The sequence below is a fragment of the Amycolatopsis sp. FBCC-B4732 genome (assembly GCF_023008405.1).
Classification (GTDB): Bacteria; Actinomycetota; Actinomycetes; order Mycobacteriales; family Pseudonocardiaceae; genus Amycolatopsis; species Amycolatopsis pretoriensis_A.
Genome location: NZ_CP095376.1, coordinates 8,388,302 through 8,407,833, shown reverse-complemented (window position 1 = coordinate 8,407,833; position 19,532 = coordinate 8,388,302). Strand labels below are relative to the sequence as shown.

The following is a 19,532-nucleotide window of genomic DNA, read 5'->3' as shown; positions in this document are numbered from 1 at the left end:
CCGGGGCCGCCGCGGCGGCCCCGGTCGGTCACTCGAGGCCGAGGTCGTCGAGCCCGAGGATGTACCGGTACTCGAGGCCTTCCTTCTCGATGGCCTCGCGCGCGCCGGTGTCGCGGTCGACCACCGTCACCACGCCGATCACGGTCGCGCCCGCTTCACGCAGGGCCGCGACGGCTTCGAGCACGCTGCCGCCGGTCGTGGAGGTGTCCTCGACCGCCAGCACGCGCTGGCCCCGGACCTCCATGCCCTCGATGCGCCGCTGCATGCCGTGTTCCTTGACGGACTTCCGGACCACGAACGCGTCCAGCACGACGCCGTCGGTGGCCGCGGAGTGCAGCATCGCCAGCGCGACCGGGTCGGCGCCGAGGGTCAGGCCGCCGGCCGCCACGTAGTCCCAGTCCGCCGTCAGCTGGCGCAGGAGCTTGCCGATCAGCGGCGCGGCCGCGTGGTGCAGCGTCGCCCGCCGGAGATCGATGTAGTAGTCGGCTTCCTTGCCGGACGCCAGGGTCACTTTTCCGTGCACCACGGAAAGATCGGTGACCAGCCTGGCCAGTTCGAGTTTCGCCGCTTGATCCAACCCGGGGTTCGCCACGGCCGAGAGTCTTACACACGCCCGTTCTCACTCCCCGATCGATGTGGCGTCGACCGCACGCCCGCGCGTCGCCGCCCAGGCCGGGACGAGGATCGCGACGAGCGCGAGCACGACGGCGATCGCGAGCACCACCAGGTAGACCGCGAGCGGTCCGGTCGGCAGCACCGAGCCGGTCACCACGAGGCAGAACGGCACGATCGCGCCGGCCGCGGTGGCCGTGCCGAGCAGCACGGCGATGGTGGCGATCAGCCCGCCCTCGACGCCCGCCATCCGCAGCACCTGACCTCGGGTGAACCCGCTCAGCCGCTGCAGCCCGAACTCGCGGCGCCGCTTGGCCGTGGCCATCACCAGCGTGTTCACCACCGAAATCACCGTGTACGCGATGATCATCCCGACGAGCAGGTAGTTGACCCAGGCGCCGACCTCGTTGCCCTTCGCGTGCGCCGCGATCAGCGCGTCCCGGTCCCCGACGGACACCGGCAACCCGGCCGTCGCCTCGCGAAGGCGTGCAGTCAGCGTCGCCGTGTCGACGCCGTCGGCGGCGCGGACCAGCAGCTGGGGCGCGAGCCCGAGCGTGGTGTGCGGCGCCAGCAGCCCGGCGGGCAGCACGAGCTTCTCGAACCCGGCGCGCTGGCTCACGACGGCGGCCACCCGCACGTCCACCCGGGCACCGTCGCCGAGGCGCAGCGACAGCGTGTCGCCGACCTGGCGGCCGAGCGTCGCCGGCACCTCGGCGGCGTTCCCGGTCAGCTCGCTGACGCCGAGCGCGGGCCAGCCGTCGTCGTCCTGGTTCGACTCGAACGGCTTCTCGATGAACACCGCGCTCGTCACGTACTCCGACGCGCCCGCGACACCCGGGGTCGAGCGCACCCGCCCCAGCACCGCCGGGTCGAGCCCGCCCGGCGCGCCGACGACCGCGTCCGCGCGCAGGTCCTCGGTGTACGCCTGGTTCGAGACGGCTTCCTGGGTGGTCTGCAGGTAGATGTTGGCGGTCGCGATGCCGACCGCGAGCATGATCGGGGTGACCGCGCCCGCCGCGCGCACCGCGCCGACCCGGGTGTTGAGCAGCGCGATCCGGCCGTTGACACCGGTGATCGCCTGCACCGGCCAGCGCAGCAGCGACGCCATCAGCTTCGTCACGCCCGGGCTGATCGCGGCGAGCCCGAACGCCCACAGCATCACCGCCGGGCCCGCCGTGCTGGCCGCGACCGGGCCGGTCATCACGGCGACCGTGACGATGGCCAGCGCCGTCCCGCCGGCGAAGCAGAGGAGCGCGGTGATCAGCCGGATCGGCGTCAGCCAGCGTCGTTCGACGGCGGCTTCGGCGAGCGCCTCGGTCGGGCGCACCTTCGACGCCCGCCGCCCGGCCACGAAGGAAGCGGCCACGACGGCCAGCAGCGATGCGCCCCCGGCGACCGTCGCCGGCAGCCAGCCCTGCTCGAACCGCAGCACGTCGGGGACGACGTGGTTGGCGGCGAGCTGGTCGAACAGCCACTGCCCGAGCACCGGACCGAGCACGACCGCGGCGGCGACCGCGAGCAGGCCGACGACGAGCGCCTCGCCGAGCACCATCCGCCGCAGCTGGCGCGGGGTCGTGCCGATCGCCCGCAGCAGCGCGAGTTCGCGCTGGCGCTGCTGGGTCGACAGCGTGAGCGTGCCCGCGACGACGAACACCATGACCATCGCCGACAGCCCGCCCGAGACGGCGGCCAGCACGATCAGGTCCTCGCCGCTCTTGTTCACCTCGGGGAACTCCAGGGCACCGCGGTCGGCGCCGGTCGCCACGACCCCCGCGTCACCGACCACCGACGTCACCGCGGCGACGTCACCGCCGAAGACGCCGATGGTGTCGAAGGTTCCAGGGTGTCCCGAGAGCCTCGAAGCGTCGGACGGCGCGAAGAACACCGCGGAGTCGCGCATGGCCTGCGGTGCCCGGGCGATGCCGGACACGCGGTACTGGCCGACGACCCCGTGCGCCGCGACGGGCAGCGTGTCCCCGACAGCGAGCCCGAGCCCGGCGTCGACGACCACTTCACCGGGCCGCGGCGGCTGACCGCTGAGCGCGTACGGCGTCAGCACGGCGGAGTCCCAGGCGTGCCCGAACGCGCTCGCGCTGCCGATCTGCGCCGGGAAGCTGACCTCGCCGACGACGTCCGTGACGCCGGGGACCGCACGCAGGCGGCCGGCCAGGGAGGCGTCGAGGCGGACGCGCTCGGGCAGGGTCGCGTTCTCGAACTTGTGCTTGTCCTCGGGGTCGAGGGTCGCCGGGTCGTCCTTGGGCAGCTTCAGCGTCTGCTGCCCGCCGACGACGATCGGCGCCGCGGCCAGGCGCTGCACCGGCGTCTCGGACCGGATGCCCGACTCCATCAGGCCACCGCACGCCGAGACGATCAGCGCGCCGAAGAACACGGCGACGAACGTCGCCAGGAAGCCGCCCTTGCGCAGGCGCAGCGTCCGCATCGCGAGGGAGAACATCAGGCCCGCACCGCCAGCCGGTCCCAGGCACCCAGGTGAGTCATCCGCTCCGCGACGGCTTCCGCGGTCGGGCGCGCGAGCCGCCCGGCGATCGAGCCGTCGGCCAGGAACACGACCTCGTCGGCGTAGGACGCGGCGACGGGGTCGTGCGTCACCATGATCACCGTCTGGCCGGACGACCGGACGGACTCGCGCAGCAGGCCGAGCACGTCGGCGGCGGTGCGGGTGTCGAGCGCGCCGGTCGGTTCGTCGGCGAACAGCACGGCGGGGTCGGTGACCAGGGCGCGGGCGATCGCGACCCGCTGCGCCTGGCCGCCGGAGAGCTGGCCGGGCAGGTGCTTGCGGCGCCCGTCGAGGCCGACGTGCGTGAGGATCCGCGCCACCAGGCGCTTGTCCGGGCGCTTCCCGGCCAGCTGCAGCGGCAGCACGACGTTCTGCTCGACGGTCAGCGCCGGCAGCAGGTTGAACGCCTGGAAGACGAACCCGACGCGGTCGCGCCGGAGCTTCGTCAGGAAGGTCTCGCTCTTGCCGTCGAGGTCCTGGCCGTCGAGCACGACGCGGCCCGACGTCGGCCGGTCGAGGCCCGCCGCGCAGTGCAGGAACGTGCTCTTGCCCGAACCCGACGGGCCCATCACCGCCGTGAAACCGCCACGCGGGAAGGAGATCGAGATCCCGTCCAGCGCGACCACACCGCCGTACTCCTTGCGCACGGCCTCGAGCCGAACCGCCTCAGTCGTCATGGGAAAAACGCTAGTGAGGCAGCCCCCGACCCACCCTGGTGCGAACGTCCGTCTTGCGGGTAGGGACAGCCCTACCGCGCACTTTCCCTAGGAAAGCTCCGTCGGAGCTTTCCTAGGGAAAGTGACGTCTCAGGTGCGGCCGCGACCGCCGCTGATCCGGCGCAGCACCGCGCGCGGCAACAGGCCGCCGATCGCGACGACGGCCTTGTACTGCAGGCTCGGCACCGAGATCACCTTGCCGCGGCGCAGGTCCGCGAGCGCCTCGCCGACCACCTGTTCGACACCCAGCCAGGCGATTTTCGGGCCGGGTTTGCCGATCCCCGCCCGCTCGTGGAACTCCGTCGCCGTGAAGCCCGGGCAGAGCGCCATCATCCGGACGCCCTTGGGCAGCGACGCGGCGATGCCTTCGGTGAACGACGTGACCCAGTTCTTGCTGGCCGTGTAGGTCGAACCGCGGCCGCTGAAGAACCCGGCGACGCTGCTGACCTGGATGATTTCCCCGCGGCCGCGCTCGATCATGCCGGGCAGCACCGCCCGCGTCAGCCGCAGCACGGCGGTGACGTTGACGTCGAGCTGGCGCTGCAGCGCGTCCGGCGGGATGGTCCAGAAGTCGCCGTTCAGGCCGAACCCGGCGTTGTTCACCAGCAGGTCGACCGGCCCGGCGGCGAGCCGCTCCTCGACCGCGGCCCGTCCGTCCACTTCGGACAGATCGGCGGCGAGCACTTCGACGGCGACCCCGTGCTTTTCCCGCAGCTCAGCGGCGTACGCCTCCAGCCGCGCGGTGTCGCGGGCGACGAGGACCAGGTCGTACTTCTCGGCGGCGAGCGTGCGCGCGAACTGCGCGCCGATGCCCGCCGTGGCACCGGTTATGAGAGCGGTGGTGGTCATGTGGGTGAACATACCCGCTGGTCACGGGCAGACATGCGTTCGAGCCGACGGGGAAGTATGGTCCGGCGCATGGGTAAGCACAGCAAGCGGAAAAGCGGCTACCTGCCCAAAGTCGCCGCCGGTGCGGCGCCCGTCGCACTGCTCTTCGCGGCCCCCGCCGCCGCGTTGGCGAGCCCCACCGACGTCACCCTGCCGCTGAACGGCATCTCGTTGCCCGTCGACCACCAGCACGCCGGGCAGCTCGACGGCGACGGCCTCACCGCGGGCCGCCGCGACGTCTTCGGCAAGCGGGTCGGCGAAGCCCGGTTCCTCGCCGACGTCGGGGAGGCCGCGGGCGCCGGTTCGTCCGGTGCCTTCGCGAGCCGGGCCGGCCGCCAGGACGTCGGGCTCGGCCAGGCCGTCGTGACCGCCGGCGACGAGCAGCGCCTGGCCGGCTCGACCGCGCCCGCCCGGCTCGGCGCGAGCGACAGCGCGCACCACGGCGTCCTGCTGGGCAACGGCGTCGACGTGCTGAGCGAGCACGCCGAGCAGGTCGACACCGGGCTGCGCCCCACCGGGCGGTTCGCCGGCGACCTCACCGGCGGGCTCGCCGTGCGCCGCTCGTCCGGGCAGGCCGTCGACCTCGGCCGGCTCGGCGCCGTCGGCACGTCGTCGGAGCAGCACGCGAGCGGGCAGTTCGCCGGCGACCTCGACCTCGGCCAGCAGCACGAGGTGGGCGGTCAGCTCGGCCCGGCCGGCGGCCTGGTGAAGGTGTCGCACGACCTTTCGGCCGGCTCGATCAGCGGCGACCTCGGCGTCGACCGCGTGGTCCACGTCCAGGGCGGGGCGGCCACCGTGCGCGGGACCCTCACCCCGTCGTTCTCGGGCAGCCTGTTCGACCGCCCGCTGAACCCCTAGTCCTGCTGCGTCGGCTCCGCGGGCGGCTGCTGGACCGGCGTCCCGGCGGCCGGGGTGGCGGGCGGGGTCGAGCCCGGGGTCGGGATGGGCGCGCTCGCCTGGTGGCGGCCCGCGTCGTAGTCCTCGTCGAACGGGTCGACGATGTCCGCGATCTCGCCGAGGTCGCGCAGCAGCCGCTCGAGCCGCGAGGGCCCGGCGGTCGGGACGACGCTCGCGAGCACCCACTCGGCCTCGAGCCAGGCCACGCCGACGTCGCCGCCGAGCTGGTCCGCGGCGTCGACGAGCTCCTGGGTGATCACCGCGCGGGCACCGTCGGCGTCGTCCGCGAAGGCGTAGCGGGAGCCGATCGGGCCGAGCATCTCGGGCATGTCGGCGCGCTGGAAGGGCACGCTGGACAGCCACATCTCGATCGGGATCCGGTGCTTCTTGTTGCAGCGCACGGCGACGACGACGGCCGGGATCTGCCCCTCGGACTCGATGTCGAAGATGAACACGGGCCGGCGGCCGTCGGAGGTGAAGGTCGACCCCGCGACGACGTTCACGGCGGCGTCCGCGCCGAAGTAGCCGATGGCGCCGCCTGCCCACTGCTGCGGCAGCCGCTCGTCCTCCTCGACGAACTGCCAGCCGCGCAACTGCGCCCAGCGCATGCGCTCGCGGTTGCGCGAGCCCTCCTTCGCCCGGTCGGCCGCGAGCAGCCCGAGGCCGGCCACCAGGGCGACGGCCGCGATGACGAACCAGATCCACGCCGGAATACCCACGACGTGCAGGGTATCGCCTGCTAGGCCGAAGAGCTGATGGCCGGTACCCGTGTCGCCGGGCCCATTCGGATCAAATCCCCGCACCGAGTCGACAAATCTCTACAGTGGACGCCCGCTTTCGAGAGTGGTCAGGGCGGTTGGAACCGCCCTGACCACTCACGAGGTTTCAGACGCGCTCGACGGTCAGCGAGTCACCGGCTTCCAGCTCCGGGATGTCGACGCGCACCGTGTCGCCGTCGCGGATCTCTCCGGACAGCAGCTCCTTCGCCAGCTTGTCGCCGATCGCCGACTGGACCAGCCGCCGCAGCGGGCGGGCGCCGTAGATCGGGTCGAAGCCGTTGAGGGCGAGCCACTCGCGGGCGCCGTCCGTGACGTCGAGGTGGAGCCGGCGCTGCGCCAGCCGCGCGGCCAGCCGCGCCACCTGGATGTCCACAATGGACGTCAGCTGCTCGGTGCCGAGCGAGTGGAACACGACGATGTCGTCGAGCCGGTTGAGGAACTCCGGCTTGAACTGCCGCTGCACCACCGAGAGCACCGCGTCCCGCCGCTGCCGTTCGTCGAGGTTCGGGTCGGCGATGGCCTGCGAGCCGAGGTTGGACGTCAGGATCAGGATGGTGTTCCGGAAGTCCACCGTCCGGCCCTGGCCGTCGGTCAGCCGCCCGTCGTCGAGGACCTGCAGCAGCACGTCGAAGACGTCCGGGTGGGCCTTCTCGACCTCGTCGAGCAGCACCACCGAGTACGGCCGGCGCCGGACGGCCTCGGTCAGCTGCCCGCCCTGGTCGTACCCGACGTAGCCCGGCGGGGCACCGACCAGGCGCGCCACCGAGTGCTTCTCGGCGTACTCGCTCATGTCGATGCGCTGCATCGCGCGCTCGTCGTCGAAGAGGAACTCCGCCAGCGCCTTGGCCAGCTCGGTCTTGCCGACGCCGGTCGGGCCGAGGAACAGGAACGAACCGGTCGGGCGGTCGGGGTCGGCGACGCCGGCCCGGCTGCGGCGCACCGCGTCCGAGACGACCTGCACGGCCTCGGCCTGCCCGATGACGCGCCGGCCGAGCTCCTCCTCCATCCGCAGCAGCTTGCCGGTCTCGCCCTCCAGCAGCCGTCCCGCCGGGATGCCGGTCCACGCGCTGACCACGTCCGCGACGTCGTCCGCGCCGACCTCTTCCTTGAGCATGACGTTCTGCCGGCTGGCCTCGTTCGCCTCGGTCGCCGCTTCGAACTCCTTCTCCAGCGCCGGGATCCGGCCGTAGCGCAGCTCGGCGGCCTTGCCGAGGTCGCCGTCGCGCTCGGCGCGTTCGGACTCGCCGCGCAGCTGCTCGAGCTGCTCCTTGAGCTCGCGGACGCGCTCGATGGAGCCCTTCTCGTTCTGCCAGCGGGCGGTCAGCGCCGTCAGCGACTCGCGCTTCTCGGCCAGCTCGGCGCGCAACGCGTTGAGCCGCTCCTTCGAAGCGGCGTCGCTCTCCTTGGCGAGCGCCATCTCCTCGATCTCCAGGCGCCGGACGGAGCGCTCGACCTCGTCGATCTCCACCGGCCGCGAGTCGATCTCCATGCGCAGCTTGGACGCGGCTTCGTCGACCAGGTCGATCGCCTTGTCCGGCAGGAAGCGCGCGGTGATGTAGCGGTCGGACAACGTCGAGGCGGCGACCAGCGCGGCGTCCGTGATCCGGACACCGTGGTGCACCTCGTAGCGCTCCTTCAGCCCGCGAAGGATCGCGATGGTGTCCTCGGGCGACGGCTCGCCGACGAGCACCTGCTGGAAGCGCCGCTCCAGGGCGGCGTCCTTCTCGATGTGCTGGCGGTACTCGTCGAGCGTGGTCGCGCCGACCATCCGCAGCTCGCCGCGGGCGAGCATCGGCTTGATCATGTTGCCCGCGTCCATCGCGCCCTCGCCGGTCGCGCCGGCGCCGACGATCGTGTGCAGCTCGTCGATGAACGTGACGACCTCGCCCGCGGAGTCGGTGATCTCCTTGAGCACGGCCTTCAGCCGCTCCTCGAACTCGCCGCGGAACTTCGCGCCGGCCACCATCGACCCCAGGTCGAGGGCGACGACGCGCTTGCCGCGCAGCGATTCGGGCACGTCCCCGGCGACGATGCGCTGGGCCAGCCCTTCGACGATGGCCGTCTTGCCGACGCCCGGCTCGCCGATCAGGACCGGGTTGTTCTTGGTGCGCCGCGACAGCACCTGCACGACGCGGCGGATCTCGGTGTCGCGGCCGATGACCGGGTCCAGCTCGCCGCGCCGGGCCCGCTCGGTGAGGTCGACGCCGTACTTCTCCAGCGCCTTGAACGTGCTCTCCGGGTCCTCGCTGGTGATCCGGGCGGAGCCGCGGACCTTGACGAACGCCTCCTGCAGCGCGTCCGGCGTCGCACCGTGGCGCTTGAGCAGGTCGGCGACCTGGCCGCCCTCGGTCGCGAGCCCGACGAGCAGGTGCTCGGTCGAGACGTACTCGTCGCCCAGTTCGGTGGCGAGCTTCTGGGCGCGCGTCAGCGACTTGACGGCGTGGGTGTCGAACTGCGGGCTCGACACGGTCGCGCCGGTCGCCGACGGCAGCGCCGCGATGAGCGGCTCCAGCTCCTTGTGCACCACCTCCGGGTCGGCCCCGACCGCGGTCAGCAGCGGTGCGGTCAGCCCCTCACCCTGCGCCAGCAGGGCGCCCAGCAGGTGCGCGGCCGACACGTGGGGGTTGCCCGCCATCGTGGCCGCCTGCGCCGCCGACGAGATCGCCTGCTGGGTCTTCGTGGTCGGGTTGAAAGCGTCCATCCCTCACCTCATGCTCGATAACTCGAAAGTCCTGGTGACAGGCCTGACCATGACCTGTCACTACCCTTAACGCACGAAAACTTGAGTCTGTTCCGCTCAACTCTGACCTGGTGCCACGGCGCTTGCCGGCAGCCGTGATCCCAGTGTCCCGAGCCCGGCCACGGCGAGCCCGGCGCACGTCCCGACCAGCACCCAGGGTAACCAGTCGGCCACCGAAAACAACGCGACCACGACCGGTGCGATCACCTGCGCCACGGCGAACGCGTACTGGTACGCAGCGAGATAACGCCCGCGGGCGACCGGAGGTGCCGCGGCCTCGGCCAGCGCCCCCGACCGCGGCCCGAAGACCAGGTCGCCGGCGGCGAACACGAGCGTCGACGCCAGCAGGTAGACGACCTGCCAGCCGTCGGGGACCAGCAGGACGCCGAGGCTGACCAGGCACCACGCGGCGAACAACGCCGAACCCGCGCGCATCGCGGCGAGCCGCGTCAGCCGCGCGGTGAGCCGCAGCGCGATCGTGCCGCCGACGCTGGTCAGCACGGTCAGCAGGGCGAGGATCGCGCCGGGCAGCCAGACCGGGCCGTGCAGCCGGTCGAGCACGAACACCGGCATGCCGATCAGGAAGAAGTCGAGCGAAAGCCCGAAGAGGCCGCTGAACAGGATCAACGCGAGGTAGGGCCGGTTCCGGAGCACCCGGACCGGCTGCTCGGCGGGCCGCGCGACCGGGCGCGCCAGCCGGACGAAGAAGACCAGGACCAACGCCGCCGCGAAGAACGTCAGCGCGTCCAAGGCGAGCGCGACCCGGTACCCGGACGTGCCGGCCCACGTCAGCAGCGCGCCCGCGACGAGCCCGCCGAGGCCGAAGCAGCCGGCCCGCACCATCCCCACCTCGGCGAACGGCCGATCCTTCTGGACGTCGCCCGCGACGTCGGCGATGAGCACGAACAGGGAGCTGTAGAACAGCTGCTGACCGGTCGCGAGCAGCACGGCCGCGACCACCACCGGCCCCGGGCCGTCGGCGATGAGGTACGCGCCGGTCCCGGCGGCCTGCAGCAGCTGGGCGCCGATCACCACGGTGCGCGGCCCGACGCGGTCGACGAGCCGGCCGGCGAGCGGCGGCACGACCAGGCCGCCGATGGTGCCGAGGGTGACGGCGGTGCCCGCCACGGCGAGCGGCACCCCGACCACCTGGGTCACGTAGACCAGCGCCAACGGGAGGAACAGACCAGAGCCGAAGTTGTCGATCCCCAACGCGCACAGCAGTGCGACCCGGCTACGCGTCACCTACCGAAGTTAACCCGGCCGAACACCGCGAAGTCAGGCCCGAACGGAGACAGTACGGTGGGCGAAAAGGCCACTGCGGGTATCCCCGCGGCGGCCCCGCGTCACCTGGTCGAGCCGGCCCCGCAGGCCGCGCTGCCGAGCGCGCGGCGGAGGTCCTCGTTCATCCCCGCGAGCCGTTCGGTGAGCTCGGTGACGCGCTCGTCGTCCCAGCCGCCGAGCGCCTTCTCCATGAACTCGAGGTAGTTGGCGCGCCAGCGGGCGAGCTCGGCCCGCCCCTTTTCCGACACGCTGACCAGCGACGCGCGGCCGTCCTCGGGCGCGGGACGGCGGTCGACCAGCCCGGCGGCGGAGAGCTGGGCGATCTGCCTGCTCACCACGGAGAGGTCGACGAAACGGCGTTTCGCCAGCTCGGACGGCCGGGCCTCGCCGTTCTTCGCCAGGTCGGAGAGCAGCATCGCGGCCGCCGGGTGCAGTCCCGGCTCGCTCTGCCAGGCCTGCATGATCCAGGCGTGCTGGAGCTGGGAAGCCGTCTTCAGCTCACGCATGAGCTCGACCCGGACGTCGTCGTCGGTGTCGTCGAAGCCCATCGGAACCTCCCTTAGTTGTGCAATACAAGTTTATTGCCGGACGCTTGCTCAGGGCAACCATCCGGTCGGTGAGGTCGCCCACGCTCCCACCGGCGGAAATACACCCGGTCGGAGCAACAATGCGGGCAAAAGGCCGCCCGGCGGCTACCCTGCGGACGGGCCGCGCGCGCGGCGCGTTCGAGTGACGAGGTGGCTGCAGTGGCGATGGACCCAGGAGGCGGTCCCCGACCCGTGAACAACCCCTCATGACCGCCGACTCGGTCAGCCCGCTCCCCAGGTCTTCGGCCCCGCGTGAAGCCCCCGCCGCCGTCGCCGCGATGGTCAAGCTCATCCGGGACAGCTGGGCGAAGTCCGAGCCGTACATCGCGGACATCTCCCAGTTCTTTTACGGGATGCTGTTCACCCTGGCCCCCACCACGCGCGACTTCTTCCCGATCAACATGGAGATCCAGCGCGGCCGGCTGGTCCGCGCGCTGGTGCACATCGTGCAGATGGTGGACCGGCCCGACGACCTGGCGCCGTTCCTGCGCCAGCTCGGGCGCGATCACCGCAAGTTCGGCGTGGTGCCGCGGCACTACGAAGCAGTCGGGACGGCCCTGCTCGCGTCGCTCAAGAACCACCTCGGCCGGGAGTGGACGCCGGAGGTCGAACGCGCGTGGGCCGAGGCCTTCACGATCGCCGCGCGGGCCATGCAGGACGCCGCCGCGGCCGACCAGAACCCGCCGTCGTGGCACGCCACCGTGGTCGAGCACCGGCGGCTGACCTGGGACCTCGCCCTCGTCCGGCTGCGGCCGGAGCAGCCGGTGCCCTACCACCCCGGCCAGTACATGAGCGTCGAAGTGCCGCAGCGGCCGCGGCTGTGGCGCTACCTTTCGCCGGCGAACGCGCCGCGCGAGGACGGCGGCATCGAGTTCCACGTCCGCGCGGTCGACGGCGGCTGGGTCTCCCGCGCCATCGTCAGCCACACCCAGCCCGGCGACGTCTGGCGGCTCGGCCCGCCACTCGGCCGGCTGACGGTCGACCGCGAAGCGTCACGAGGCGTGCTGATGATCGCCGGCGGCACCGGCGTGGCGCCGCTGCGCTCGATCCTCGACCACCTCGCGCTGTGGGGTGAGAACCCGAAGACGCACCTCTTCTACGGCGGACCGTCCCGTGAGGACCTCTACGACCTCGAAGAGCTGCGCGCGCTCGCGGCCATCAACCCGTGGCTCACCATCTCGCCGGTGGTGGAGCGCGGCGGCGACGTCCCCGGGTTCGAGCAGGGCACGCTGGCCGAGGCCGTCACGCGCTACGGCGCCTGGCCCGGCCACGACATCCTCGTGTCCGGCTCGCCGGCGATGATCCGCGCGACGGTCTCGCGCATGCTCGTGGCGGGCAGCGCACTGGACCAGATCCAATACGATCCGTTCACGATCGACTGATTCCCGTAACACCGGAAAGGCAATACTCCTGTCCGGTGAACATTTCACCGTGAACTGATCGTTTTTACGCAGTGCCAGATCGGGTTGACCCGGTGTGTCCAAATTGCTCCGATCGAGCGGGACCACGCGGAATCACGCGCATCTGCACGGGAATGCGCCTACAGTCGGAAACCCTCGGGGGCGGCACCGCGACAGCGACGCCGCATGGACGGCGCTTTTACCTGTGCACGACTGGAGATTACCGTTCCCGATGAATGCTGAATCCGTGAAGATCTCCACGCTGCCCGAGACACTTCCTGTTTCGGCTGTGGAAGGTCGCGAACTGGCACGATTGATTCGTGAAAGTTTTGCGGCCGTCGAGCCGAGAGCCGACGAACTGGCGCAGTACTTCTACGGCGCGTTGTTCGTGATCGCCCCCGATTGCCGCGACCTGTTCCCGGTCACCATGTCGACCCAGCGGAGCAGGCTGCTGCGCGCGCTCGTGTACGTCGTGCAGATGGTCGACCGGCCCGACGAGCTGGTCACCTTCCTCGGCCAGCTGGGCCGCGACCACCGCAAGTTCGCCGTCGTCTCCCGCCACTACGACGCCGTCGGCGTGGCGCTGATCGCGGCGCTCAAGCGGTTCCTCAAGGAGAAGTGGACGCACGAGGTCGAATCGGCGTGGACCTCGGCGTACGGGCTCATCGCCAAGACCATGCGCGAGGCGGCGCAGGCGGAGACCGGGCCGGCGGCGTGGTCGGCGACCGTGCTGGAGCACCGGAAACTCGCCCGCGACGTCGCGCTGGTGAAGGTGCACACCGAGGGGCTGCTGCCGTACCGCGCCGGCGGGTACGTCAGCGTCGAAGTGCCGCAGCGGCCCCGGTTCTGGCGGTACCTGTCCCCGGCGAACGCGCCGCGCGGCGACGGGCAGCTCACGTTCCACGTGCGCGCGGTGCCCGGCGGCTGGGTCAGCGGCAGCATCGTCAACCACACCCGGCCGGGTGACGTCTGGCGCCTCGGGCCGTCGATGGGCGCGCTCGACGTGCGGCCGACCACCACCAAGCGGCGCCTGCTGCTGATCGGCGGCGGCACCGGCATCACGCCGCTGATGGCGATCATCGACGACCTCGCGCGCTGGAAGCGTAATCCGCCGGTACACCTGTTCTTCGGCGGCCGAAGACCGGAAGATTTGTACGCATTGGACGATTTGCGCCGGCTGGCCGCGACGTCCAAATGGCTGACGGTCACGCCGGTCACCGAGGAAGGCGCGGTGGCCGGCGGCGACCGCGGCACGCTCGCGCACGCCGTGACGCAGCGGGGCTCGTGGAAGAACCACGACGTCCTCGTTTCCGGTTCGCCGCCGATGATCCAATCCACCATCGCGAAGCTGCTCGCCAAGGGGATCGACCTGGAACGGATTTCGTACGACCCGTTCACCCTGGATTGAACGCGCTATCGTCGCCGATATGGAGATGACGATTCCGGTTTCGGACGGCACCATCGGCGGCTACCTGGCGGAACCCGCCGGCGAAGGGCCGCACCCCGGTGTGGTGCTCGTCCACGACGCTTTCGGGCTGAGCCAGGACACGAAGAACATCACCGACCGCTTCGCCGCCGAGGGCTTCTTGGCGCTCAGCCCGGACCTGTACTCGCGCGGGGGCATGCGCCGCTGCGTGCGCCGGGTGTTTTCGGACATGTTCGCCAACCGGGGGCGCAGCTTCGACGACATCGAGGCGTCCCGCGCGCTGCTCGCCGCCCGCCCGGACTGCACGGGCCGGATCGGCATCGCCGGCTTCTGCATGGGCGGCGGCTTCGCCCTCGTCGCGGCGGCCCGCGGGTTCGAGGCGTCGGCGCCGTACTACGGGCAGCTACCGAAGAACCTGTCGGTGCTCGACGACGCCTGCCCGGTCGTCGCCAGCTTCGGCAAGAAGGACTTCTCGCTGCGCGGCGCGGCGGCGAAGCTCGAGACGGCGCTCACCGAGCGCGAGATCCCGCACGACGTCAAGGAGTACCCGGGCGCGAGCCACGGGTTCGCGAACAAGATCGACGTCGCCCTGCCGCTGAACCTGCTGCTCAAGGTGATCGGGTTCACCTACCACCACGAAGCGTCGGAAGACGCCTGGCGCCGAGTGACGTCTTTCTTCGGCGAACACCTGCAGCAGCCGTCCCGACCTTCGCACTGAGCCGAGCGGAGCAGCGAAATCGTCGAACGGCGGTAGTTCGTTGACCGTTGTGCCCGAATCGACTTATGGTCTAGACCACATCTTCCCCGGATGTGCTCGTTCGTCCTCCCTCCGGAACAGAGCTGTTCCCCCTCGAGGAGCCGAAATGACCTGGAAACGAAAGCTCTTCGCGGCCGCGGCCGGTGCCCTGCTGGCGCCGGTGCTGGTCGTCGTCCTCCCCGCGGCCACCGCGAGTGCCCACGGGTACATCTCCGACCCGCCCAGCCGGCAGGCCAACTGCGCGGCCGGGAAGGTCTCGAACTGCGGCGAGATCGTCTACGAACCGCAGAGCGTCGAAGGCCCGAAGGGGCTGCGCAGCTGCAACGGCGGGCTGTCCCAGTTCGCCCAGCTGAACGACGAATCGAAGGCGTGGCCCGCGAAGTCCGTCGGCAGCACGGTGACGTTCAACTGGGTGTTCACCGCCCGCCACTCGACGACGAACTACGAGTACTACGTCGGCAACACGCGCGTCGCGGTCTTCAACGGCAACAACCAGCAGCCGCCGCCGACGCTGTCGCACACGGTGAACCTGGCCGGGTACTCGGGCCGGATCAAGGTGCTGGCCATCTGGAACATCTCGGACACGGCCAACGCGTTCTACAGCTGCGTCGACCTGCAGGTCGGCGGCGGGGGCACCACTCCGCCGCCCACCACCACGCCGCCCCCGACCACGACCCCGCCGCCCACCACGACCCCGCCCCCGACGACGACCCCGCCGTCGACCGGCACCTGGTCGGCGGGCACGGCGTACAAGGCGGGCGACGTCGTGACGTACAACGGCGCGAGCTACCGCTGCCTCCAGCCGCACACGGCGATCGCGGGCTGGGAGCCGCCGAACACCCCGGCCCTCTGGCAGCGCCAGTGAGGCTGGTCCTGGCCGTCGTCGCGCTGCTGCTGACCGGATGCAGCAGCGGCGCGACGCCGGCCGCCCCGTCCCACAACGCGGCCGACGTGATGTTCCTGCAGATGCTGATCCCGCAGAACGAGCAGGGGATCGAGATCGCCCACCTCGCCGCGGGCCGCGCGGTTCCGGCCCCGCTGAAGGAACTGGCGGCGGCGATCGAGGTGACGCAGCGGACCGAGGTCGACCAGGTGAAGGGCTGGCTCCGAGCCTGGAACGAGCCCGAGACGATGGACGCGAACCCCCAAGCCCACGCGGGCCACGGCGGCATGAAGATGACGGCCCCGGACCTGGTGGGAGCGCTGAAGTCGGCGCCGGACCAGGAGTTCACCCGCAAGTTCCTCGACGTGCTGACCGGCCAGCAGCAAGGCGCGGTGGAGCTGGCCCAGTCGGAGAACGGAACTTCCGGCGGCGTGAACGCCGAGGCCCGCGACCTGGCCCGCCGGGTGATCGAGTCGCGGACGGCAGAGGTGAAGCAGCTGCTGAACTTCAAGGCTTGACCGCGACACGAAGCCGCGGGCACCCGGGAGGGGCTGCCCGCGGCTGCCGCGCGCCGGTCGGCCGCTCCCGCGCTCGCGCGGGCCGGCCCTCGCCGTCCGGTCGGTTATTCGCTTGGCCGTCCCCCTCCGCGCGGGTTAGCCTCGCGATCATGTACTCCTGTCCCGTCTTCATGAGGTTGCGGAACCGCCGCTGACGGCGGTGCACCCCCTTTTCTGCCCGCCGTTCCGGTCCTTGCCGGGCGGCCGCTTCCGCGCTGCCCGGCTCCCTCCTGAGCCGCGGAGCCACCCTTGTCTTCCCCTCTTTCCTCCCAGCCCGTCCACCTGCGCGCGGAAGGCGTCGGCGTCACGCTCGGCTCGCGCCGGGTGCTGCACGACGTCAGCGTCACCGTTTCCGCCCGGTCGCGGCTGGCCGTCGTCGGCGAGAACGGGCGTGGCAAAACCACGTTGCTGCACGTCCTCGCCGGCCTTCGCGCGCCCGATCACGGGGTCGTGCACCGGACCGGCACCGTCGGGATCGCGCGGCAGGCGCTGCCGTTCCGGTCCGGCGAGACCGTCGGGACGCTGACCACCGCGGCGTTGCGGGACGTCCACGCCGCCCTGAGCGCCCTCGATACCGCCACTGAAGATCTCGCGAAGTCGGCCGAAGGCGCCGAAGATCGCTACGCTGTCGCGCTCGACGCGGCCACGCGCCTCGACGCGTGGGACGCCGAGCGCCGCGTCGACGTCGCGCTCGAAGCGCTCGACGCCTGTGCCGACCGCGGCCGGGCGCTGAGCACGCTTTCGGTGGGGCAGCGCTACCGCGTGCGGCTGGCCTGCCTGCTCGGCGCGCGGTACGACTTCCTGCTGCTCGACGAGCCCGGCAACCACCTCGACGCCGCCGGCCTCGCGTTCCTCACCGCCCGCCTGCGCGGGCACGACGGCGGGGTCGCGCTGGTCAGCCACGACCGGGCGCTGCTGGCCGACGTCGCGACCGAGTTCCTCGACCTCAGCCCCAGCCAGGACGGCCGTCCGCGCCGGTACGCCGGGGGTTACGACGCCTGGCGGGACGGGCGCCGCCGCGACCGGGAGCGGTGGGTGCAGGACCACGAGGAGCAGCAGGACGCCCATCGGCAGCTCACCGCCGCGGTGGCGCAGGCCCGCGACCGGCTCAGCACCGGCTGGCGCCCGGACAAGGGCACCGGACGGCACCAGCGGCAGAGCCGCGCGCCCGGCGTCGTCCAGGCCCTCAACCGGGAACGGGCCGCGCTCGAAGCGCACCGCGTCACCGTGCCCGAACCGCCGTTGTCGTTGCGGTGGCCGGATCTCGGCTCCGGCGCTCAGGCGCTCGTCCGCCTGGACGACGTCGGCGTCGCCGGACGGCTCACCGGCCCGGTGACGCTGTCACTCGACCGCGGCGACCGGCTGCTGGTCACCGGCGAGAACGGTGCGGGCAAGTCGACGCTGCTGTCCGCGCTCGCCGGAAAGCTCACGCCGACAACGGGTTCGGTCCGGCACCTGGCCCGCGCGAAAGTGGCCCTGATCGGCCAGGAAGTCCCGGCGTGGCCTGAAGAGCTCACCGCTCGCGCGCTGTTCGAGCGAGCGGGCGTCCCGGTTTCGGCGATGGGACTGCTCGACGCCGAAGCGCTGCGCACCCCGGTCGGGCGGATGTCGCAGGGTCAGCAACGCCGGCTCGACCTCGCCCTGCGGCTGGCCGGACGGCCGGACGTGCTCGTCTTCGACGAGCCGACCAACCACCTGTCGGCGGTGCTCGTCGAGGAGCTGACCGAGGCCTTGCTGAAGACCCCGGCCGCGGTGGTCGTCGCGACGCACGACCGCCGGATGCTGGCCGACCTCGCGGCCTGGCCGCGGCTGGAGCTCTGACGCACGAAGGCCTCCCCGGTCACCCGGGGAGGCCTTCGCGGTTCACGTGCTCAGCGGCGCTTGGGACGCCAGACCACCATGGCGGTCTGCTGGTTGAGCGGCACGAGGTCCCGGCGGTAGGACGCGTGCGCGGCCGCCGCGGCCTGTTCGCCGGCCACGTACGCCGCGGCCAGTTCCTCGGTCAGCTCGGTGATCCGGGCCCGCAGCGCGTCGACCTGGTTCTCCAGCTCGATGATGCGCTTGATGCCGGCCAGGTTGACGCCGTCCTCCTGCGACAGGCGCTGGACCTCGCGCAGCAGCGCGATGTCCCGCATCGAGTAGCGCCGCCCGCCACCGGAGGTGCGGCCCGGTGACACCAGGCCCTGCCGGTCGTAGGTGCGCAACGTCTGCGCGTGCATCCCGGCGAGCTGGGCCGCCACCGAGATGACGAACACCGGGGTCTCTTCGTCGCCTTCCTGCGGGATCCCGCCGAACATCCCACTCACCTGCCTTCGAGCAGCTCAGTGATCTCGGGCCGGGGGTCGTGCCCGGCCATCGACTCGGCGTACGCCTGCAGTGCTTCGCGCGCCTTGTCGTCCAGTTTGGCGGGAATCGCCGCCTGGAGGGTGACGAGCAGGTCACCTTGCGCACCGTCGCGCTTGGCGATGCCCTTGCCGCGCACGCGCAGCACCCGGCCGCTCGCGGTGCCCGGCGGCACCTTGAGCGAGACCTTGCCTTCGAGCGTCGGCACCGTGATCGTGGTGCCGAGCACCAGTTCGGTGAAGTCGACCGGCACGGTGACCGTCAGGTCGAGCGCCTTGCGCCCGAACAGCTTGTGCGGAGCCACGTGCACCCGGACGTACAGGTCGCCCGCCTGCGCGCCGCCCCGGCCCGGCTCGCCCTGACCGGCCAGCCGGATCCGCTGGTCGTCGTCGACGCCCGGCGGGATCCGGACGGTCAGCGTGCGGGTCCGCGTGCTGACGCCTTCGCCGCCGCACTCGGGGCACGGGTCGTCGATGATCGTCCCGCGGCCGCGGCAGTCGCGGCACGGCTCCGAGAACGCGAAGGCACCCTGGCTGCGGCTGACCAGCCCCGAACCGGAACAGGTCGGGCAGGTCCGCGGCGACGTGCCCGGCTTCGCACCGTTGCCGCTGCACGTCGAACAGGTCGCCGGGCTCGACAGCCGCAGCGGCAGGGTCGCGCCCTTGACCGCCTCGGTGAAGTCGATCCGGACGTCCGTCTCGACGTCGGCACCGCGCTGCGGCCGGTTCGCCGTCGCGCCCGCCGGCCCGCGGCCGCGGCCGAACAGCCCGCCGAGGATGTCCCCGAGGCCGCCGAAGCCACCCTGCTGGTTGGCGCCGGCCTGGCCGAAGATGTCCCCGACGTCGAAGCTGCCGGTGCCGCCGCCACCGCCGGGGAAGTTGAACCCGCCCCCGCTGCCGAACAGCCGCCGCGCTTCGTCGTACTCCTTGCGCTTGCTCGCGTCGGAGAGCACGCCGTACGCCTCGGAGACCGCCTTGAACTTCTGCTCCGCGTCGGCGTTGCCGGCGTTCGCGTCCGGGTGGTTCTCCTTAGCCAGCTTCCGGTAGGCCTTCTTGATCTCGTCCGAGGTGGCGTCGGAAGAGACGCCCAGTTCACGGTAGAAGTCCTTACCGATCCATTCCCGTGCACTCATCGGGCGTCTCCTC

At 71.8% G+C, this 19,532-nt stretch carries 17 protein-coding genes; 7 read left to right on the top strand and 10 right to left on the bottom strand.

What is annotated here, in order from left to right; translation table 11 throughout:
* Nucleotides 1-28: 28 nt before the first annotated feature.
* The 4 genes from pyrE to MUY14_RS37795 all read right to left on the bottom strand — a co-directional run bounded on the left by pyrE (nt 29) and on the right by MUY14_RS37795 (nt 4,695).
* Nucleotides 29-592, bottom strand: a complete 564-nt coding sequence (pyrE, locus tag MUY14_RS37810; protein ID WP_247016679.1) for an orotate phosphoribosyltransferase — start codon at nt 590-592, stop codon at nt 29-31.
* Between the two features lie 27 nt (nt 593-619).
* The gene (locus MUY14_RS37805) at nt 620-3,067 is read right to left on the bottom strand and encodes an ABC transporter permease (RefSeq protein ID WP_247016677.1); all 2,448 of its coding nucleotides are present in this window, start codon (nt 3,065-3,067) and stop codon (nt 620-622) included.
* A complete protein-coding gene (locus MUY14_RS37800; RefSeq protein WP_247016675.1) occupies nt 3,067-3,807 on the bottom strand; it encodes an ABC transporter ATP-binding protein in 741 nt (246 codons plus the stop codon). The genes MUY14_RS37805 and MUY14_RS37800 overlap by 1 nt, the downstream gene beginning before the upstream one ends.
* A gap of 129 nt (nt 3,808-3,936) precedes the next feature.
* Complete coding sequence (locus MUY14_RS37795; RefSeq protein ID WP_247016673.1) at nt 3,937-4,695, bottom strand: SDR family oxidoreductase; 759 nt, start codon at nt 4,693-4,695, stop codon at nt 3,937-3,939.
* A gap of 69 nt (nt 4,696-4,764) precedes the next feature.
* On the opposite strand from MUY14_RS37795, the gene MUY14_RS37790 reads away from it, so the two are divergent.
* On the top strand, nt 4,765-5,592 hold the full coding sequence (locus MUY14_RS37790) for a hypothetical protein (protein WP_247016672.1): 828 nt from the start codon (nt 4,765-4,767) through the stop codon (nt 5,590-5,592).
* Here MUY14_RS37790 and MUY14_RS37785 read toward each other — a convergent pair.
* The 4 genes from MUY14_RS37785 to MUY14_RS37770 form a co-directional block, all read right to left on the bottom strand.
* The gene (locus tag MUY14_RS37785; RefSeq protein WP_247016670.1) at nt 5,589-6,350 is read right to left on the bottom strand and encodes a hypothetical protein; all 762 of its coding nucleotides are present in this window, start codon (nt 6,348-6,350) and stop codon (nt 5,589-5,591) included. The genes MUY14_RS37790 and MUY14_RS37785 overlap by 4 nt on opposite strands.
* A 166-nt stretch (nt 6,351-6,516) precedes the next feature.
* Complete coding sequence (gene clpB / locus MUY14_RS37780) at nt 6,517-9,111, bottom strand: ATP-dependent chaperone ClpB (RefSeq protein ID WP_247016668.1); 2,595 nt, start codon at nt 9,109-9,111, stop codon at nt 6,517-6,519.
* A gap of 96 nt (nt 9,112-9,207) precedes the next feature.
* The gene (locus MUY14_RS37775) at nt 9,208-10,395 is read right to left on the bottom strand and encodes an MFS transporter (RefSeq protein WP_247016666.1); all 1,188 of its coding nucleotides are present in this window, start codon (nt 10,393-10,395) and stop codon (nt 9,208-9,210) included.
* Between the two features lie 101 nt (nt 10,396-10,496).
* Entirely contained in the window at nt 10,497-10,982 is a 486-nt protein-coding gene (locus tag MUY14_RS37770) for a MarR family winged helix-turn-helix transcriptional regulator (RefSeq protein WP_247016665.1), read from the bottom strand.
* A 245-nt stretch (nt 10,983-11,227) separates the two neighbouring features.
* Here MUY14_RS37770 and MUY14_RS37765 point away from each other — a divergent pair, with 245 nt between their 5' ends.
* The 6 genes from MUY14_RS37765 to MUY14_RS37740 all read left to right on the top strand — a co-directional run bounded on the left by MUY14_RS37765 (nt 11,228) and on the right by MUY14_RS37740 (nt 17,865).
* Nucleotides 11,228-12,403: a globin domain-containing protein gene (locus tag MUY14_RS37765; protein WP_247016663.1), complete on the top strand. Its 1,176-nt coding sequence runs from the start codon at nt 11,228-11,230 to the stop codon at nt 12,401-12,403.
* A 322-nt stretch (nt 12,404-12,725) separates the two neighbouring features.
* Nucleotides 12,726-13,829, top strand: a complete 1,104-nt coding sequence (locus MUY14_RS37760; protein ID WP_315863301.1) for a globin domain-containing protein — start codon at nt 12,726-12,728, stop codon at nt 13,827-13,829.
* A 19-nt stretch (nt 13,830-13,848) separates the two neighbouring features.
* Nucleotides 13,849-14,565, top strand: a complete 717-nt coding sequence (locus MUY14_RS37755; RefSeq protein ID WP_247016659.1) for a dienelactone hydrolase family protein — start codon at nt 13,849-13,851, stop codon at nt 14,563-14,565.
* A 145-nt stretch (nt 14,566-14,710) separates the two neighbouring features.
* A complete protein-coding gene (locus MUY14_RS37750; protein WP_247016657.1) occupies nt 14,711-15,469 on the top strand; it encodes a lytic polysaccharide monooxygenase in 759 nt (252 codons plus the stop codon).
* Nucleotides 15,466-16,005, top strand: a complete 540-nt coding sequence (locus tag MUY14_RS37745) for a DUF305 domain-containing protein (protein WP_247016655.1) — start codon at nt 15,466-15,468, stop codon at nt 16,003-16,005. Before MUY14_RS37750 ends, MUY14_RS37745 begins: the two co-directional genes overlap by 4 nt.
* 288 nt (nt 16,006-16,293) lie before the next feature.
* Nucleotides 16,294-17,865 carry an ATP-binding cassette domain-containing protein gene (locus MUY14_RS37740; protein WP_247016653.1) on the top strand — a complete coding sequence of 524 codons (1,572 nt, stop codon included), beginning with the start codon at nt 16,294-16,296 and terminating at the stop codon, nt 17,863-17,865.
* A 50-nt stretch (nt 17,866-17,915) separates the two neighbouring features.
* On the opposite strand, the gene MUY14_RS37735 is transcribed toward MUY14_RS37740, so the two are convergent.
* Both MUY14_RS37735 and dnaJ read right to left on the bottom strand, forming a co-directional pair.
* Nucleotides 17,916-18,341, bottom strand: a complete 426-nt coding sequence (locus MUY14_RS37735) for a heat shock protein transcriptional repressor HspR (RefSeq protein ID WP_125308982.1) — start codon at nt 18,339-18,341, stop codon at nt 17,916-17,918.
* A 5-nt stretch (nt 18,342-18,346) separates the two neighbouring features.
* Entirely contained in the window at nt 18,347-19,519 is a 1,173-nt protein-coding gene (dnaJ, locus tag MUY14_RS37730; RefSeq protein WP_247016651.1) for a molecular chaperone DnaJ, read from the bottom strand.
* Nucleotides 19,520-19,532 lie beyond the last annotated feature (13 nt).

Bases quoted from the DNA above. Each gene is read 5' to 3' on its own strand.
- MUY14_RS37805 (WP_247016677.1), bottom strand. From the start codon at position 3,067: ATGTTCTCCCTCGCGATGCGGACGCTGCGCCTGCGCAAGGGCGGCTTC.
- MUY14_RS37800 (WP_247016675.1), bottom strand. From the start codon at position 3,807: ATGACGACTGAGGCGGTTCGGCTCGAGGCCGTGCGCAAGGAGTACGGC.
- MUY14_RS37795 (WP_247016673.1), bottom strand. From the start codon at position 4,695: ATGACCACCACCGCTCTCATAACCGGTGCCACGGCGGGCATCGGCGCG.
- MUY14_RS37790 (WP_247016672.1), top strand. From the start codon at position 4,765: ATGGGTAAGCACAGCAAGCGGAAAAGCGGCTACCTGCCCAAAGTCGCC.
- clpB (WP_247016668.1), bottom strand. From the start codon at position 9,111: ATGGACGCTTTCAACCCGACCACGAAGACCCAGCAGGCGATCTCGTCG.
- MUY14_RS37770 (WP_247016665.1), bottom strand. From the start codon at position 10,982: ATGGGCTTCGACGACACCGACGACGACGTCCGGGTCGAGCTCATGCGT.
- MUY14_RS37765 (WP_247016663.1), top strand. From the start codon at position 11,228: ATGACCGCCGACTCGGTCAGCCCGCTCCCCAGGTCTTCGGCCCCGCGT.
- MUY14_RS37755 (WP_247016659.1), top strand. From the start codon at position 13,849: ATGGAGATGACGATTCCGGTTTCGGACGGCACCATCGGCGGCTACCTG.
- MUY14_RS37750 (WP_247016657.1), top strand. From the start codon at position 14,711: ATGACCTGGAAACGAAAGCTCTTCGCGGCCGCGGCCGGTGCCCTGCTG.
- MUY14_RS37735 (WP_125308982.1), bottom strand. From the start codon at position 18,341: ATGTTCGGCGGGATCCCGCAGGAAGGCGACGAAGAGACCCCGGTGTTC.
- dnaJ (WP_247016651.1), bottom strand. From the start codon at position 19,519: ATGAGTGCACGGGAATGGATCGGTAAGGACTTCTACCGTGAACTGGGC.